The following is a 16,291-nucleotide window of genomic DNA, read 5'->3' as shown; positions in this document are numbered from 1 at the left end:
ATCTTTTAAACTATAATGGAAATACGTACGTAAAATGTAAAAAAAAACAAAATGTTAGTTGATATTCGTATTTTATCTAGGAAATAATACAAAATATGATATAATTATATGTGTTTAAAATAAATACATTAAGGGAGGAAAGTATGTTTACGCTTATAGATATTGCACAGCCAACTACAGTAGAAGAAGCATACTCATTACTAACTAAGAGAAAGAATAATCAATTAATAGGTGGTAGTGGATTTTTAAGAATGGGAAAAAAAAGAATAGGTACGGGTATAGAACTATCTAACCTAGGATTAGATTATATAAGGGAAGATGAAGAATATGTAGAAATTGGATCTATGACAACTTTTAGAAGCTTAGAAACAAGCTCTACAATAAAAAATAACTTTGGGGAAATAATAAAAAAAATCTGTAGCAGATATAATAGGCGTTCAATTTAGAAACGTAGTAACAGTAGGAGGGACTGTATTTTCTAAATATGGTTTTTCTGATTTAATAGTAGCACTACTTTCTTTAGATACAGAGGTAGAATTGTATAATGGTGGAAGAATGTCTTTAGAAGAGTTTTTAAATAGAGAGTATGAAAAAGACTTATTAACTAAAGTTTATATAAAGAAAAATAATAAAAAAAGTTCTTATAAATCTTTAAGAAACGCTAAGAGTGATTATCCATTAATAAACGTATCAGTTTCAAAGTTAAATGATACATTTAAAATATGTGTAGGAGCTAGACCACAAAGAGCAGTGGTTGCAAGTGGTGCTAGTAAATTTTTATCATCTAATACATTAACTGAAGAAAATATAGATAAGGCATGTCAAATGGCAGTAGATGAGTTAAGTTTTGGATCTAATATGAGAGCATCTAAAGAATATAGATACGCTATGGCTAAGGTACTTATAAAAAGAGCAATAATGGAGGTAATCTAAGTGTTAGTAGAACTTAAAGTAAATGGAAAAGTAAGAAAAGTTGATATAGAGTGTGATGAATACCTTGTAGATACACTTAGAAAAGTAGGAAATTTAAGTGTTAAAAGAGGATGTGATACAGGATGTTGTGGACTTTGTTCTATATGGATAGATAAAAAGCCAACTCTATCTTGTGCCACTTTGACAGTTAGAGCTTTAAATAAAGAAATAGTAACTATAGAAGGATTAGAAAAAGAAGCTGAAGAATTTGCTAAGATATTAGTAAGTGAAGGTGCAGAACAATGTGGGTTCTGTTCACCAGGATTTATAATGACTGTTCTTGCTATGAAACAAGAATTAGAAAATCCAACAGAAGAAGATATAATACACTATTTAACTGGAAATTTATGTAGATGTACAGGATATATGGGGCAGCTAAGAGCAATCAAAACTTATCTGGGGGTAAAGTAATATGAGTTTAGTAGGAAAAAGTGTACCAAAAACTGATGGTCTAGCGATAGCAACTGGAAAACCAGTTTATACTGATGATTTATCATCTAAGGATGCTTTAATAGTAAAAGTACTTAGAAGTCCTTATGCTAATGCAAAGATAAAAAATATAGATACAAAAAGAGCATTATTAGTTCCAGGAGTAGAATGTGTATTAACATATAAAGATGTTCCAGATACTAGATTTACACTAGCAGGTCAATCATATCCAGAACCATCTCCATATGATAGATTAATACTTGAAGATAGAGTCAGATATGTAGGGGATGAAGTAGCAATAGTTGCCGCAGTAGATGAAAAAACAGCAAATAAAGCTCTTAAAATGATAAAAGTAGAATATGAAGTGTTAGATGCAGTTATAGATTTTGAAACTGCTATAGATAATAAAGTTGTAGTACATGAAGAAAATCGTCATTGCAATTTTGATATAGGAATGCAAAGAGAAAGAAATATAGTATCAACTCATAAATATGAAAAAGGTAATATAGAAGAAGTAATGAAATCTTGTGATATAGTAGTTGAAGAAACTTACTATACGCAAGCACAAGCACAAGCTATGATGGAAACATATAGAGCATATAATTATTTAGATCATATGGGAAGATTAGTAGTAGTTAGTTCAACTCAAATACCTTTCCATGTAAGGAGACATTTATCGAGAGCGTTAAATATGCCATCTAGCAAAATAAGAGTTATAAAGCCAAGAATAGGTGGAGGTTTTGGTGGCAAGCAAACTGCATGTGTAGAAATATTCAGTGCACTTGTAACATTAAAAACTAAAAAGCCAGCTAAATTAATATATGATAGACATGAAACCTTTAACTGTTCAAATAGTAGACATGCTATGAAATTAAATGTAAAAATAGGAGCTACAAAAGAAGGTATGATAAAAGTTATCGATATAGATGCATTATCTGATACTGGTGCATATGGAGAACATGCTTCAACAACATTTGGGCTAGTTGGAGAAAAAACTATGCCTTTATACAATAAATTAGAAGCATCAAGATTTAAAGGTCACGTAGTTTATACTAATAAAATGCCAGCGGGGGCATTTAGAGGATATGGAGCCACACAAGGATGTTTTGCGGTTGAATCAACAATAAATATGTTAGCTAACAAATTAAAAATTGATCCGACTGAACTAAGACTTAAGAACATAGTAAAAGAAGGTGAAACTGCTTTTGCTTATAATAAGGTAATAAACTCGGTTGACTTAGAAGCATGCATTAAAAAAGGAAAAGAAATGATAGGATGGGATGAAAAATATCCATCTAAAGACTTAGGAAATGGAAAAGTAAGAAGTGTTGGTATGGCACTTACTATGCAAGGATCTGGTATAGCAAATATTGATACTTCATCAGTTGAAGTAAAATTAAATGATGATGGAAACTACACATTATATGTAGGATCTACTGATATGGGAACTGGAAGTGATACAATACTTGCACAAATGGCATGTGATATACTTGAAGTTCCTATGGATAAAATAACTGTAGTGTCAGCAGATACTGATATAGTTCCCTATGATCCAGGTTCATACGCATCATCTACGACTTATGTAACTGGTATGGCAGTAGTTAAAGCATGCCAACAACTAAGGGATAAGATAATTACAGTAGGATCAGAAAAACTTGAAGTAGAAAAAGAATTCGTTGAATTTGATGGAGATAAAGTTGTCTGTCAAGATAAGAGTATATCTGTATTTGATATTGCTACAGATTTTACAGTTGGACCTAATAAAAGTCAATTAATAGGGTTTGCATCTCATGGTAGTCCAGTTTCACCTCCGCCATTTATAGCAGGGTTTGTTGAAACTGAAACAGATAAAGAAACTGGAAAAGTTGAGATTATAGATTATGTAGCAGTAGTTGACTGTGGTACTGTTATAAATAAAAACTTAGCGACTATACAAACAGAAGGTGGAATAGTTCAAGGAATAGGACTTGCTTTATTTGAAGAAGTTAGATATACAGAAAATGGACAAATGGATACAAATACATTTATGCAATATAAAATACCTGCTAGATCTGATGTTGGTAAAATAAGAGTTGATTTTGTAGAAACTCATGAACCAACAGGACCATTTGGTGCTAAGTCAGTAGGAGAAGTTGTTGTAAATACTCCAGCACCAGCAATACAAGACGCAATATACAATGCGGTGGGAATTAGAGTAAATAAACTTCCTATAACACCAGAAAAAATATTTATGAAAATGAATAATATATAAAAGTAAAAAGCTACTGAATGTTTATTCGGTAGCTTTTTTAAGGAGATATATGATTTTTATTCTGATTCGTAATTAGTGCTAGCAATTTCAGGCGTAGTGAAGTTATTACCATCAAATTCGTCAGTTGTGCATATTTTATGATTTACTATAGCCTTGGACTTCCATTTACCTTTTTTATAATAAATTACAGTTATTATAAAACCAATAATCCATCCAACAGGAATACCCATCCAAATACCATTTACACCAAATATTTTAGAAAATAAGTAAGCTGCAGGTATTCTAGCAAGCCATAGAGATATTATAGAACTTATCATTGCAAACATAGAATCACCAGCACCCTTGATAGCGCTTGAAAGTATAAATGATACACATATAAATACAAAGAATGGTCCAGTAATCATTAAATAAGAAGAACCGATAGATACTACATCAGCATCAGAGTTAAATAAAGATATTAAATCTTCTTTAAATATTACAAATATAATAATTACAAATATTGATATTCCTAAAGACATTTTTAAGGATGAGCGTACACCATTTTTTACCCTTGTCATTTCGCCAGCACCCATATTTTGTGCAACGAATGTAGAAATGGCAGCACCTAGATTCATAATAGGCAAAGAAATAAATGTTTCAACTCTAGAACTTGCTCCAAAAGCTGCCATAGCAGAAGTACCATAACCGTTAACTAAAGACTGTAGAGCTATATTTCCAAATGAGAATAGCATTTGTTGAATACCACTAGGTATTCCTAGCTTTAATCCGGTTTTAAATATGCTATGGCTATAAATTATTCCTTTAATTCTAAACTTTAGTACCTTATGCTTTTTATTAAGATAAATAACACTAATTATAAAAGATACACCTTGAGCTATTATTGTAGCAAGTGCTACTCCTTCAACACCCATGTTAAATTTAATAATAAATAATATATCTAACAAAATATTTAAAATAGTAGATATTATTAAAAAGTAAAGTGGAGTAGTTGAATCTCCAAGCCCTCTTAATATTGCACTAACTGAGTTATAGCCAGCTGAAAATAATGTTCCTGAAAATATTACTATTAAGTATAATCTAGACTGTTCATATACTGCATCAGGTGTATTCATAAATTTCAATAAAATACCAGAACATGTAATACCAATTATAGTTATTATAATAGACGTTATGAATACGAAAACGTATGTAGTGTCAATAGTAGCTTTAACATTTTTAATATCTTTAGAGCCATAATATTGAGATATTAATATAGAAAAACCAAGGCTTATTCCTAAAAGTAGAGATGTAAGTAAAAACATTATAGGATTAGCACCAGATACTGCAGCCATAGCATCTTTTCCAATAAATTGCCCAACAATTATACTATCAGCTGTGTTATACAATTGTTGAAATAAACTACCAATTAGCATTGGCATTGTGAATAAAAATATGGATTTTCCCTCATCACCGGTAGTCAAATCTTTCATCTAATTCCCCCAATTTATTATTATTTAAATTAATTATACATTAAAATTATACTACACTTAGTTATTGATATCTAAATATTTTGAAAAATCTATATAAAAATATAAGAATTTTAAAATCAAAAAAGTGAAATAATAAAAAAGAAATAAAACCAAAAAGGATGTGACATTGTGACTCATAGAAAAAGACCAAGTACAAGAAAAATGGAAGACTATCAAAAAACTAAATTAGAGTTTGCAAAAGAATTAGGAATTAATGGTGCAAATAATACAGAAGTTAATGCAAAAATAGCTTCTCAAGGTGAGCCAAAATATAGTACTAAAACGATGGTTACTAGACATAACCATCATAATGACCAAAAAACTGCAAGAGAAGAGTAAAAACAAAAAATAGGAACTTGTACAAGTTCCTATTTTTATATGATTAAGCTTTAATTTTTTTGCAGTTATTACAAATACCTTTAAGTGTTATATTTGATGATGTTACATCAACTCCGAGCTCATTTGATAGCGTAATATTTAGATTATCTAAAACTTTTGAATCTAAATCGTAAATTTCACCACATTTTTCACATATAAGGTGATAATGACTATCAAGGTTTCCATCAAATTTATCTGGATATCCAGGTATGCTAACTTTTCTTATAAATCCATGTTCTACTAATTGAGCTAAATTTCTATAAACAGTTCCTAGACTTAAGTTAGGATTATCTTTTTTTAGATATGTGTAAATAAAGTCAGCAGTAGGATGTACTCGGTTTTCTAATACAGTATTTAAAATTAATTCCCTTTGTTTTGAAAATTTCATGATATCACCTACGCTATATAATTGTTATATTTAAAAATATACCACATATCATAGATTTTTAAACATAAATATATTAATAATTTAAACTTTTTATTTTGAAGCACTTAATTATTTGTTGGTTTATTCTTTCTTTTTACATACTTTCTCTTTACTTTTTTTACTTTTTTCTTAGAGCTGGTACTACATCTATCAAATACATCTTCTACTATTTGTTCAGATGAATTTTCATTTTCTAATTTCTCTTTACACGCTATCCGTATTTCAGAAGATAAGGCTAATTCTTCACCTAGAGAAACTAAAAAAGAGCCTAATATACCTAAATCTTCATCATTTTCAATTTCTTGTGAAATTATAGCTGCAAATATAGTTACTAATACTAAATACTGATTAGCCAATCCATTACAGCATTTTTCTATATCATAGTTTCTATGTATACTCTTAATTTTAGGCATAATACCTCCACTGGTTATGTAGTAATATTTTACAATATGAATAATACCTTAAATATGTTCCTATAAATTAAAAAAATAGTTTGAATTTATAAATACTATGGTATATACTATCTTAGTAAACTTAATAAGACAGTTCGTAAGCCTCCTGTCTATAAATAAAACTACGGTGAAAAAACATTTATGCAATGTGATAATTATTGTACAAAAAAACCGTAGATACACACTACGGTTTTATTTTTTTGCTAGTAAATTAGGCTAAAAAATGACTTAGTAGGAGATTTAAAATGAGACAAAATACAAAGAAATTAACAACTTTAGGACTAGTAGCTGCACTATACGCAGTAACTACATTAGCGTTAAGTGGTATAAGTTATGGACCTATACAATTTAGGATAGCAGAAGTAATGGTTTTATTACCTTTACTTGGGAAAGAGTATATATTAGCATTGACTGTTGGATGCTTTTTAGCTAATGTAATAGGTCCATACGGGGTACCTGACATAATATTTGGAACACTAGCAACATTTATAAGTACGTATTTAGTTTATTTAACAGGGAAAACTATGAAAAATAAAAAGGGCATTTATTAATAGCATCATTGTGGCCAACTATAGTAAATGCTATAATAATAGGTATAATGTTGAATAAATTCCTTGGATTCCCATTAATTCTTTCTATGTTACAAGTAGGATTTGGACAATTTGTGGTAATAACTATAATAGGTGTTCCTTTATTTAATATGATAGAGAGAAAATATGGAAAAAGATTAAAGGATTTATTATAACAAAATTTAATAGTTAATCGTTAAGGAGAAATTATGAAAGAAGCACAAAGCGCTAAAATAATAGGAATAGGTCAAGAAGGTATAAATACTTTAGATTCTATAACTAATAAATTAAATAAAAATATTGATTTAGAAAAATAAATATAAATCAAGATGTAGACAAAGAATATGTAAGAACTCTTTTAGATGGAGTAGACGTATTATTTTTGACTTATTCAATTGAAAATAAAAAAGCATGTGAGATAGTAAAAGCTATTGGATATATGGCTGGTGAAAGAAGAGTATTATCTATTGGATTAAATTCATCAGATAAAATAAATAAAGATGAATTTAATATAGACAGAGAAATTAATATATGTGATGAAAATATAGATAACTTACTATGCTTAATAAATATGATGCTTGATTCTATATTAGATACGTGCATGATAAATATAGATTTAACAGATCTTAAAGAAGTTTTAGCATCAGATAAAGGAATAAAATACTCATATAATGAGTTTGAAAATACTAAATCTCATGAAGAAATAGTTAAAAATTTATTTGATAATATGAATCAAAGTGGAGAGGAACTTACAGGTAAAAAGGGCATTATACTTTTAGAAATGGGTTCAAATGATTTTAAACCAGAAGATATGATTAGTTTAAATGATTTATTAACTTCAATACAAGACTCTTGTGAAGATACTTATGAATCAATATTCTCAATGAATTTAAAAGATAATTTAGAAGGAAAAATAAAGGCTGGCTTAATATACAACTAAATAATAAAAAGAGATACATTAAACTTATTTAATGTATCTCTTTTTTATTTATTAAAAAATTATATTTATTTAAAATTTTTTATAAAATAAGACTAATATAAAGAATAAGAAGTCGTATTTTGTGAGATTATAATATAAAAAGTATGAAAGGATGATTATATGCAAAAGAATACTACTAAAAGATGTACAGATGAAAATACATCTTTAAGAGATTTAGTTAACCATGCAAATACACCTTTAGAAATAGCTAAAGAAATAGCTGATGGAGAAAGAGTTTCTAAAAAAATACAAAAGCAATCATCAGTTCCATTTTTTAAAGAAGCTCCTCCATATGATGAAAAATAATAAAAAGCCGTAATTTAATTACGGCTTTTTATTTGAGTTAAAAATAATTTTATATACTAAATTTTAAATTTAAGAATATTATAAAGTTACATGCTAATAATTTAATATATAAATTATTAATAAGGAGAAACTTATGATAAGGAATAGAAAAGTACAAGAACCAATAGTAGCGATAACAGAAGCAATGACAGAAAGTAACTCTTTAAAAAAAGCACTAGACTTACTACCAATAGATAAAATAATAAATGAAGGAGATAAAGTAGTAATAACTCCTAACTGGGTTAATGACAATGGTCCCAAATCAGCGGCAACAGTTGGACCTAAGACATTAAAAACATTAATACAATATATAAAAGAAAAAAATCCTTCAAAAATATACATAGCAACAGGTTCAGGAGGATGTAAAACTACAGATGTAATGGAAAAAGTAGGTTATGATAAAGTAATAAAAGAAGAGGAAGTAGAATTTATAGATTTAAATTATGGTCCTTACGTTGACCTAGATTTAAATCATGACATAATAAAATCAACACCTATAAATAAAGTAATAAATGAGGCTGATGTTATAATTTCATTTACTCAGCTAAAACAACATGAAGAAGCAACAGTAACTGCAAGTTTAAAAAATATAGCTATGGGTTGGCCACCAGCTGAAATTCATGGTTATCCTAAAAAACAAACAGGAATACATGAAGATTTACATGGATTTATAAGATCTATAATGAATAAAATACCAATTGATCTAGCAATAGTAAGTTGTGATAAAGCTATGATTGGAACAGGTCCTTCTAATGGAATGGCTGTAGATACACCAGGACTTATAATAGCATCAACAGATCCATTAGCAGCAGATGCAATAGGTTCTAGGCTATTAGGATTTTTACCACAAGCCGTTTGCTATATATATATGGTTTATATAAGGATAAACTTGGAGAAGTAAAGCCAGAAAATATGATTATAAAAGGTATGGATTTGCAAGAAGCAGAAAAAATGTTTAGTAAAGCAGCATACGGAAGTAAAAATGTTATGCTTGATAAAGATAAAATAAAAGATATACATGGAGAATAAAAATAAATAGCATATTGACAATATTTTACGTAAATAGTATATTAAAAATATTAACACAAAGTAGTGTTGAAAGAGCAAAGAAGCTCCATAGACTTATGTCTATGGAGCTTTTTGTTTATTAATTTTAAAACTTATAAATAAATACTAATAAAAGGGAGAGATAAAAATGTATAATTTTGAAGTTAAGACAAAAATAAAATTTGGGCAAGATTCATTAAAATATCTTGAAGAAATAAAAGGGAAAAAATATTAGTAATAACAGATCCATTTATGGTTAAGTCAAATGCAATAGATAAAATACTAGTACATCTTGTAAACTCTTCATATGAAGTTTTTAGTGATATAGTTCCAGATCCACCAATAGAAACTATTGTAAGTGGAGTAGAAGTATTTAATAGAGTAATGCCAGATGTTATTATAGCTTTAGGAGGAGGGTCTGCTATAGATGCTTCAAAAGCTATAATGGACTTCTCTAAAAGAATATTAAAAGTATCTAACGTAGAATTTATAGCTATTCCAACAACAAGCGGTACGGGTTCTGAAGTAACATCTTTTTCTGTAATAACAGATAAACAAAAAGGGGCTAAGTATCCATTAGTATCAGATGAACTTATTCCAAACATAGCTATATTAGACCCTGAATTAGTAAAAACAGTACCTAACTTTATAACAGCAGATACAGGTATGGATGTTCTTACTCATGCAATTGAGGCGTATGTATCAACAGATGCAAATGATTTTTCAGATGCACTTGCTGAAAAGGCTATAAAGCTTGTGTTTGAATATTTAACTAAAGCATATAAAGATGGAAGTGATTTATGTGCTAGAGAAAAAATGCATAATGCATCGTGCTTAGCGGGGCTTGCATTTAATCAAGCATCACTTGGTATAAATCATTCTATAGCACATGCAATAGGAGGGAAGCTTCATGTGCCTCATGGCAGAACAAATTCAATATTATTACCACATGTAATAGAATTTAATGCAGGAATAGAAGGATATAGTAATACTAAGTACTCTGAGACTGCTCAAAAGTATGCTCAAATAGCTAATTTATTAGGATTAAATAACTCTAATATAAGAATAGGTGTAAAAAGTTTAATCAATGAAATAAATAAAATGCAAAAAGAAATGAATATGCCACAAAATCTAAGCCAATGTAATATAAATACATCAGATGTAAGTAGTGTTGAAGATGATATAGCTACTTTAGCAGTAAAAGATGCATGTACTATTACAAATCCAAAACAAGTAACAGAAAAAGATATAATAGATATATTAAATAAAATAAAATAATGCAATAAGTGTCAAAAACATTCTAAAATCGTCAAATACATTCAATAAAGGAAAATGTTTTTATAAAATTGTAATTATATATTGACAAATATAAGACAAAAAATTATAATAAAAGTATCACAAAGGCGTGATAACTTATTTGAAAGCAATGAGGCTTCTTGAAGATATGTATTTATATGTCTTTTGGGAGCCTCTATTTAGTTATAAAAAGTTATTAAAGAAAGCAGGGTATAAATTGGCAGAAGATACTAAACAAAGAGTCATTCAAGAATATGTTCCAGGTAAACAAGTTACGCTTGCTCATATTATAGCTAATCCTAATGAAGATATATATAAGAAATTAGGACTTGTTATTGATAAGAAGGATGCAATTGGTATTTTAACAATAACGCCGAGTGAAGCATCAATAATAGCAGCAGATGTTGCAACAAAGGCATCAGGCGTATCATTAGGTTTTATAGACAGATTTAGTGGATCTTTAGTTGTTACAGGAGATGTAAGTTCTGTAGAATCCGCACTTGATGAAGTGCTACAAGTTTTAGGAGATATGTTAAACTTTACATCCACTAAAATAACGAGGACATAATAATGAAAAATATAATTTTTATGGGAAAGACAGGGAGTGGTAAAACTACTTTATGTCAAAAATTAGATCAACTAGAAATTAAATATAAGAAAACTCAATCAGTAGAACTTTATAACAATGCAATAGATACTCCAGGAGAGTATATGGAAAACAGATCACTATACAATGCTTTAATAACTACATCAGTAGATGCAAAAGTTATAGCAATAGTATATGATTGTACACAAGAAGAAAACTATATAGCACCAGGTTTTTCCAGTATCTTTTGTAAAGAGGTGATTGGAGTTATAACTAAAATTAGTAAGGCTAATAGTGAAGAACAAATAAATTTAGCTCAAGAAAGATTAGAATTAGCTGGAGCTAGTAAAATATTTAAAGTAGATACTATAGAAAATATAGGGCTAGATGAACTACTTGAATATTTAAGTGAACTTTAATAGTAAACATAATTTTTAGATATGTTATACAATTAAATAATATATTTGTAAATACTTTTAAGTATTTACAAATATATTTTAAGCGAGGGAAATGTTATGGAGAAGAAAATACTGTTAGTTGATGATGAACCACTTATAAGAATGGACATAAAAGATACATTAGAAGATAGCGGATACAACATAATAGGAGAAGCTTGTGATGGATTTGAAGCTGTTGAAATGTGCAAAAAGTATAATCCTGATTTAGTAATTATGGATATAGACATGCCAATTTTAGACGGTATAAAAGCAGGTAAAATAATATCTAAAGAAAATTTAGCAGGTGGAATACTTTTACTAACTTCTTTTGAGGACAAAGACTATATACAAAAGGCTAAAAACATTGGGGCTTTTGGATATCTAGTAAAACCAGCCAGTGAAAAGATATTAATACCTACTATAGAAATGTGTTTATCAAAAGTAGATGAATTTGAAAAAATGAAAAAAGACTTAGAAAAAATCAACTCTAAGCTAACTGAAAGAAAGATAATTGAAAGAGCAAAAGGTATACTTATAAAAGAGTTTAATATAATAGAAGATGAGGCTTATAATAGGATAAGAAAACTTAGCATGGATAAAAGGACAACCATGGTTGAAATAGCTAAAATGATTATCATTGGATATGATGAATAAAATGATAAGAGATATATGTAGAGAATATACACATTTAAGTGAATGTGAAATTGAAAAAATTATAGAAGTTTCAAAATCTTTAGACTTAATGGCAAACTTATATAACAGTGATGTTTTTATAGATGTATTAAGTAAAGATAAAAATGAAGCTTTTGTTGTATCTCATGCTAAGCCTAAAAATAAATCTCTGTATAAAGAAATCGTTATAGGTAAAAGAGCTTTAGATGAAAATGAACCAGGAGTAATAAAAACATTAAATACAGGTATTACAACTAGGGATATAAAAGCTCTAACACAAGAATGTAAGGTTGTAAGTCAAACTATACAACCGATAAATTTAAATGATAAAGTTATAGCAGTATTAATAGTAGAAGAAGAACTTGTTCTTAAATCAGTAGCAGTGAGAGAAGCTCATCATAGAGTTAAAAATAATCTTCAAACTATAATATCGCTGCTTAGAAAGCAAAGTAGAATATCTAATAATGAAGAAGTTAAAAACTGTTTAGATAATATAACAAATAGAGTGTTTGCAATATTATCAACACACCATTTATTATCAAAGGAAGTTAATAATAATATCTCTATACTAAGTGCAATGAATCTATTAGTAAGTAATATCCAAGGTGGCTATTGCGATAATAAAGAGATAAACATTTGCATAGAAGGAGAAGATTTTAAAATAAATGGAGAAAAGGCAACTGCGTTATTATTAGTTATGAATGAAGTTATACAAAACTGTTATGACCATGCTTTTGAAGGAAGAGAACGTGGGAATATAAAAATATTAGTAAATAAAGAATATGATTATAAAAATATAGTTGTTATTGATGATGGCATAGGGTTTCAAGAAAAATATGTAAATGAAGAAAGCTTAGGAACCTATATAATTGATAGCTATATAAAACAAGTATTAAAAGGCAGTATCGAAAGAGATTCAAATGAAAAAGGAACAAAAATTTCAATAAAAATACCATCTACAAATTAATATATAAAACTAATAACTAAATCTACAAAGTAGTAGTATTAATTGAGCAAAGGGGCTTAAGGTTATTAATAAATTAGGTAAATTTATACTTATATTTATTATAGCTTTAAGCCTCTTTGCTTGTTTAAGACATACTTTGAGTATGGAGGTGAAATAAATGAGAGAAGAGTTATTGAGTGTTGGTATTGATATTGGAACAAGTACTACACAGCTTATATTTTCAAAATTAATAGTTGAGAATATGGCATCAAGTTTTTCAGTACCTAGAATAAGTATTGTTGATAAAGAAATGATTTACAAAAGTGAAGTTTATTTTACTCCATTGATTTCAAATACCGAAATTAATAGAGAAAAGATAAAAGAAATAGTAGAACTTGAGTATAAGAAAGCTAATATCAACAAAGATGATATTCAAACTGGTGCAGTTATTATAACTGGTGAAACTGCAAGAAAGGAAAATGCAAACGATGTACTTCATAGTTTAAGTGGTTTTGCAGGAGATTTTGTAGTAGCCACAGCTGGACCTGATTTAGAAAGTATAATTTCTGGAAAAGGTGCTGGAGCTCATATTTACTCAAAGGAACATTCAACAACTGTTGTAAACCTAGATATAGGAGGAGGTACAACAAATTTAGCACTTTTTAAAAGAGGTGAAGTTTGTGATACTGGATGCCTAGATATAGGTGGAAGGCTTATAAAAATAGATAAGAGTACTAGAAAAATAACTTATATATCATCAAAGATTGAAAGGATTATAAAAGACAATAATTTTAATCTAAGCGTTGGAAGTATAGCTACTCTAGAAAATATTAGTCCAATAGTTGATATTATGATTAATTTATTACTTGAAAGTGTTGGTTTAAGAAACCAAAGTGAATTATTTGATTATATAGTAACAAACAAAAATATCAAATTAGATGAACCTATAAAGTGTATATCTTTCTCTGGTGGAGTTGCTGATTATGTTTACTATGATGGAGAAATTGATGACTACTTTAAATATGGTGATGTCGGAGTTTTACTTGGTCAAGCAATTAAAAATTGCGAAGAGTTTAAAAAACTTGAAATTGTAAGATCAATGGAAACTATAAGAGCTACAGTTGTAGGAGCAGGTTCTCATACAACAGAGGTAAGTGGAAGTACAATAACTTACACTAGTGAAGCCTTTCCACTTAAAAACCTACCAGTTTTAAAGTTATCAAAAGATGATGAAGCTGGAGATAGCAAGCATATAAGTGAAGCTATAAAAAATAAACTTAACTGGTTTAAATTAGAAAATGATCTTCAAAAGGTTGTGATTGGAATTGAAGGAAAATCTAATCCAAGCTTTTTAGATATACAAACTTATGCAGAGGGCTTAGTCAATGGAATGAAAGAACTTATAGAAAATGATTTACCTTTTATAGTTATTGTAGAAAAGGATATGGCTAAAGTTTTAGGACAAAGTATGTATTCGAAATTAGACTTTAAAAAGCATGTAATATGTCTTGATAGTGTTAAAGTCGAAAATGGAGACTACATAGATATTGGTAAGCCAATAGCAGATGGACAAGTATTACCAGTAGTAATAAAAACACTGGTTTTTAATTAATAAAAGGAGGAAAGCAGATGATTTTACAAACAAAATTATTTGGACATACTTATCAGTTTAATGGATTATATGATGTAATGGCCAAGGCTAATGAAGAAAAGTCAGGAGATAAGTTAGCAGGTGTTGCAGCAAACTCTTCAGAGGAAAGAGTAGCAGCTAAAGTTGTTTTATCTAACATAAAGTTAGAGGATATAAAAAATAACCCAGCAGTTCCTTACGAAATAGATGAGGTAACAAGAATAATATTAGATGATTTAAATGAAAAAATATATGAAGAAATAAAAGACTGGACAGTATCAGACTTAAGAGAGTGGTTATTAGATTCTAATACTACAAGTGCTGATATAGCAAGAATTTCAAGAGGTTTAACTTCTGAAATGATAGCAGCAGTTGCAAAATTAATGTCAAATATGGACTTAGTTTATGCTGCTAAAAAGATAGTAGTAAAAGCTCATTGTAATACAACAATAGGAGAGCCAGGAACTTTATCTGCAAGACTTCAACCAAACCATCCAACAGATGATCCAGATGGAATACTAGCGTCACTTTTAGAAGGTTTAACTTACGGTATAGGAGATGCTGTACTTGGATTAAACCCAGTTGATGATTCAGTTGAGAGTGTAACAAAAGTACTTAAGAGATTTGATGAAGTTAAAAAGAAATTTGATATACCAACTCAAATATGTGTACTTGCACACGTTACAACTCAAATGGAAGCTGTAAGAAAAGGTGCTCCAACAGACCTTATATTCCAATCTATAGCGGGTTCTGAAAAAGGAAACGAAGCTTTCGGATTTAATGCAGCAACTATTGAAGAAGCTAGACAATTAGTATTAAAGCAAGGAACTTGTACAGGACCAAACGTAATGTATTTTGAAACTGGTCAAGGTTCAGAACTTTCATCAGAAGCACATCACGGAATAGACCAGGTTACTATGGAAGCTAGATGTTATGGATTTGCAAAACGTTTTAGTCCATTCTTAGTTAATACAGTTGTTGGATTTATAGGACCTGAATACTTATACGATGCAAAGGAAGTTATGAGAGCTGGTCTTGAAGACCACTTTATGGGTAAATTAAGCGGATTACCAATGGGTGTTGATGCTTGTTATACAAATCACATGAAGGCAGATCAAAATGATATAGAAAACTTAGCTATTTTATTAACTGCAGCAGGATGCACATACTTTATGGGAATACCTCATGGAGATGATGTAATGCTTAACTACCAAACAACAGGATATCATGAAACAGCATCACTTAGAGAAATGTTTGGATTAACTGCAATAAAAGAGTTTGATGAATGGCTAGAAAAGATGGAATTCAGTAAAGATGGAAAATTAATAGAAAAAGCTGGAGATGCATCTATATTATTAGGATAGGAG

General features: G+C 29.0%; 20 protein-coding genes. 17 read left to right on the top strand and 3 right to left on the bottom strand.

From position 1 onward, the window contains the following. Nucleotides 1–143 precede the first annotated feature (143 nt). Genes BN899_RS20465 through BN899_RS07330 form a run of 4 tightly spaced genes read left to right on the top strand, consistent with a single transcriptional unit; the run spans nucleotide 144 to nucleotide 3,652 of the window. Nucleotides 144–446: an FAD binding domain-containing protein gene (locus tag BN899_RS20465; protein ID WP_330362492.1), complete on the top strand. Its 303-nt coding sequence runs from the start codon at nucleotides 144–146 to the stop codon at nucleotides 444–446. Further along, a complete protein-coding gene (locus BN899_RS20460) occupies nucleotides 427–933 on the top strand; it encodes an FAD binding domain-containing protein (RefSeq protein WP_330362494.1) in 507 nt (168 codons plus the stop codon). The genes BN899_RS20465 and BN899_RS20460 overlap by 20 nt, the downstream gene beginning before the upstream one ends. Beyond that, nucleotides 934–1,383: a (2Fe-2S)-binding protein gene (locus BN899_RS07335; protein WP_042274203.1), complete on the top strand. Its 450-nt coding sequence runs from the start codon at nucleotides 934–936 to the stop codon at nucleotides 1,381–1,383. A 1-nt stretch (nucleotide 1,384) separates the two neighbouring features. Continuing rightward, nucleotides 1,385–3,652, top strand: a complete 2,268-nt coding sequence (locus BN899_RS07330; RefSeq protein WP_042274201.1) for a xanthine dehydrogenase family protein molybdopterin-binding subunit — start codon at nucleotides 1,385–1,387, stop codon at nucleotides 3,650–3,652. 56 nt (nucleotides 3,653–3,708) lie between these two features. Here the strand turns inward: BN899_RS07330 and BN899_RS07325 are convergent, their stop codons facing one another. Continuing rightward, nucleotides 3,709–5,121, bottom strand: a complete 1,413-nt coding sequence (locus BN899_RS07325) for an MATE family efflux transporter (RefSeq protein ID WP_042274199.1) — start codon at nucleotides 5,119–5,121, stop codon at nucleotides 3,709–3,711. Nucleotides 5,122–5,289: 168 nt separating this feature from the next. On the opposite strand from BN899_RS07325, the gene BN899_RS07320 reads away from it, so the two are divergent. Further along, nucleotides 5,290–5,499 (top strand): hypothetical protein, encoded by a 210-nt coding sequence (locus BN899_RS07320; RefSeq protein ID WP_042274198.1) that lies wholly within the window; start codon nucleotides 5,290–5,292, stop codon nucleotides 5,497–5,499. A gap of 43 nt (nucleotides 5,500–5,542) precedes the next feature. Here BN899_RS07320 and BN899_RS07315 read toward each other — a convergent pair whose 3' ends face one another. Further along, nucleotides 5,543–5,926, bottom strand: coding sequence for a Fur family transcriptional regulator (locus BN899_RS07315; protein ID WP_042274196.1), 384 nt, complete (start codon nucleotides 5,924–5,926; stop codon nucleotides 5,543–5,545). Between the two features lie 104 nt (nucleotides 5,927–6,030). Beyond that, nucleotides 6,031–6,378, bottom strand: coding sequence for a hypothetical protein (locus BN899_RS07310; RefSeq protein ID WP_042274195.1), 348 nt, complete (start codon nucleotides 6,376–6,378; stop codon nucleotides 6,031–6,033). A 284-nt stretch (nucleotides 6,379–6,662) separates the two neighbouring features. On the opposite strand from BN899_RS07310, the gene BN899_RS20455 reads away from it, so the two are divergent. From BN899_RS20455 to BN899_RS07255, 12 genes are all read left to right on the top strand, one after another. Continuing rightward, nucleotides 6,663–6,968, top strand: a complete 306-nt coding sequence (locus BN899_RS20455) for a QueT transporter family protein (RefSeq protein WP_330362491.1) — start codon at nucleotides 6,663–6,665, stop codon at nucleotides 6,966–6,968. Nucleotides 6,969–7,015: 47 nt separating this feature from the next. Beyond that, nucleotides 7,016–7,162 carry a hypothetical protein gene (locus BN899_RS20450; RefSeq protein WP_330362490.1) on the top strand — a complete coding sequence of 49 codons (147 nt, stop codon included), beginning with the start codon at nucleotides 7,016–7,018 and terminating at the stop codon, nucleotides 7,160–7,162. 206 nt (nucleotides 7,163–7,368) lie between these two features. Continuing rightward, nucleotides 7,369–7,926: an FtsZ/tubulin family protein gene (locus BN899_RS07300; protein ID WP_242824118.1), complete on the top strand. Its 558-nt coding sequence runs from the start codon at nucleotides 7,369–7,371 to the stop codon at nucleotides 7,924–7,926. Between the two features lie 159 nt (nucleotides 7,927–8,085). Then, nucleotides 8,086–8,271, top strand: a complete 186-nt coding sequence (locus tag BN899_RS07295; protein WP_042274193.1) for a hypothetical protein — start codon at nucleotides 8,086–8,088, stop codon at nucleotides 8,269–8,271. 133 nt (nucleotides 8,272–8,404) lie between these two features. Continuing rightward, entirely contained in the window at nucleotides 8,405–9,211 is an 807-nt protein-coding gene (locus BN899_RS07290) for a DUF362 domain-containing protein (protein ID WP_242824117.1), read from the top strand. Between the two features lie 398 nt (nucleotides 9,212–9,609). After that, a complete protein-coding gene (locus tag BN899_RS07285; protein WP_334291366.1) occupies nucleotides 9,610–10,635 on the top strand; it encodes a 1-propanol dehydrogenase PduQ in 1,026 nt (341 codons plus the stop codon). Nucleotides 10,636–10,870: 235 nt separating this feature from the next. Next, complete coding sequence (eutS, locus tag BN899_RS07280) at nucleotides 10,871–11,221, top strand: ethanolamine utilization microcompartment protein EutS (protein WP_042274214.1); 351 nt, start codon at nucleotides 10,871–10,873, stop codon at nucleotides 11,219–11,221. Nucleotides 11,222–11,223: 2 nt separating this feature from the next. After that, nucleotides 11,224–11,658, top strand: coding sequence for a EutP/PduV family microcompartment system protein (locus BN899_RS07275; RefSeq protein WP_042274190.1), 435 nt, complete (start codon nucleotides 11,224–11,226; stop codon nucleotides 11,656–11,658). A 96-nt stretch (nucleotides 11,659–11,754) separates the two neighbouring features. After that, nucleotides 11,755–12,330: an ANTAR domain-containing response regulator gene (locus BN899_RS07270; RefSeq protein ID WP_042274189.1), complete on the top strand. Its 576-nt coding sequence runs from the start codon at nucleotides 11,755–11,757 to the stop codon at nucleotides 12,328–12,330. Then, nucleotides 12,320–13,315 carry a sensor histidine kinase gene (locus BN899_RS07265; RefSeq protein ID WP_242824116.1) on the top strand — a complete coding sequence of 332 codons (996 nt, stop codon included), beginning with the start codon at nucleotides 12,320–12,322 and terminating at the stop codon, nucleotides 13,313–13,315. The genes BN899_RS07270 and BN899_RS07265 overlap by 11 nt, the downstream gene beginning before the upstream one ends. A gap of 157 nt (nucleotides 13,316–13,472) precedes the next feature. Further along, nucleotides 13,473–14,906, top strand: coding sequence for an ethanolamine ammonia-lyase reactivating factor EutA (eutA, locus tag BN899_RS07260; protein WP_042274185.1), 1,434 nt, complete (start codon nucleotides 13,473–13,475; stop codon nucleotides 14,904–14,906). Between the two features lie 17 nt (nucleotides 14,907–14,923). After that, a complete protein-coding gene (locus BN899_RS07255; RefSeq protein ID WP_042274184.1) occupies nucleotides 14,924–16,288 on the top strand; it encodes an ethanolamine ammonia-lyase subunit EutB in 1,365 nt (454 codons plus the stop codon). Nucleotides 16,289–16,291: the final 3 nt, after the last annotated feature.

The organism is Faecalimicrobium dakarense (assembly GCF_000499525.1).
Lineage (GTDB): Bacteria > Bacillota > Clostridia > Peptostreptococcales > Peptostreptococcaceae > Faecalimicrobium > Faecalimicrobium dakarense.
This window is presented reverse-complemented; position numbering and strand designations above follow the sequence as displayed.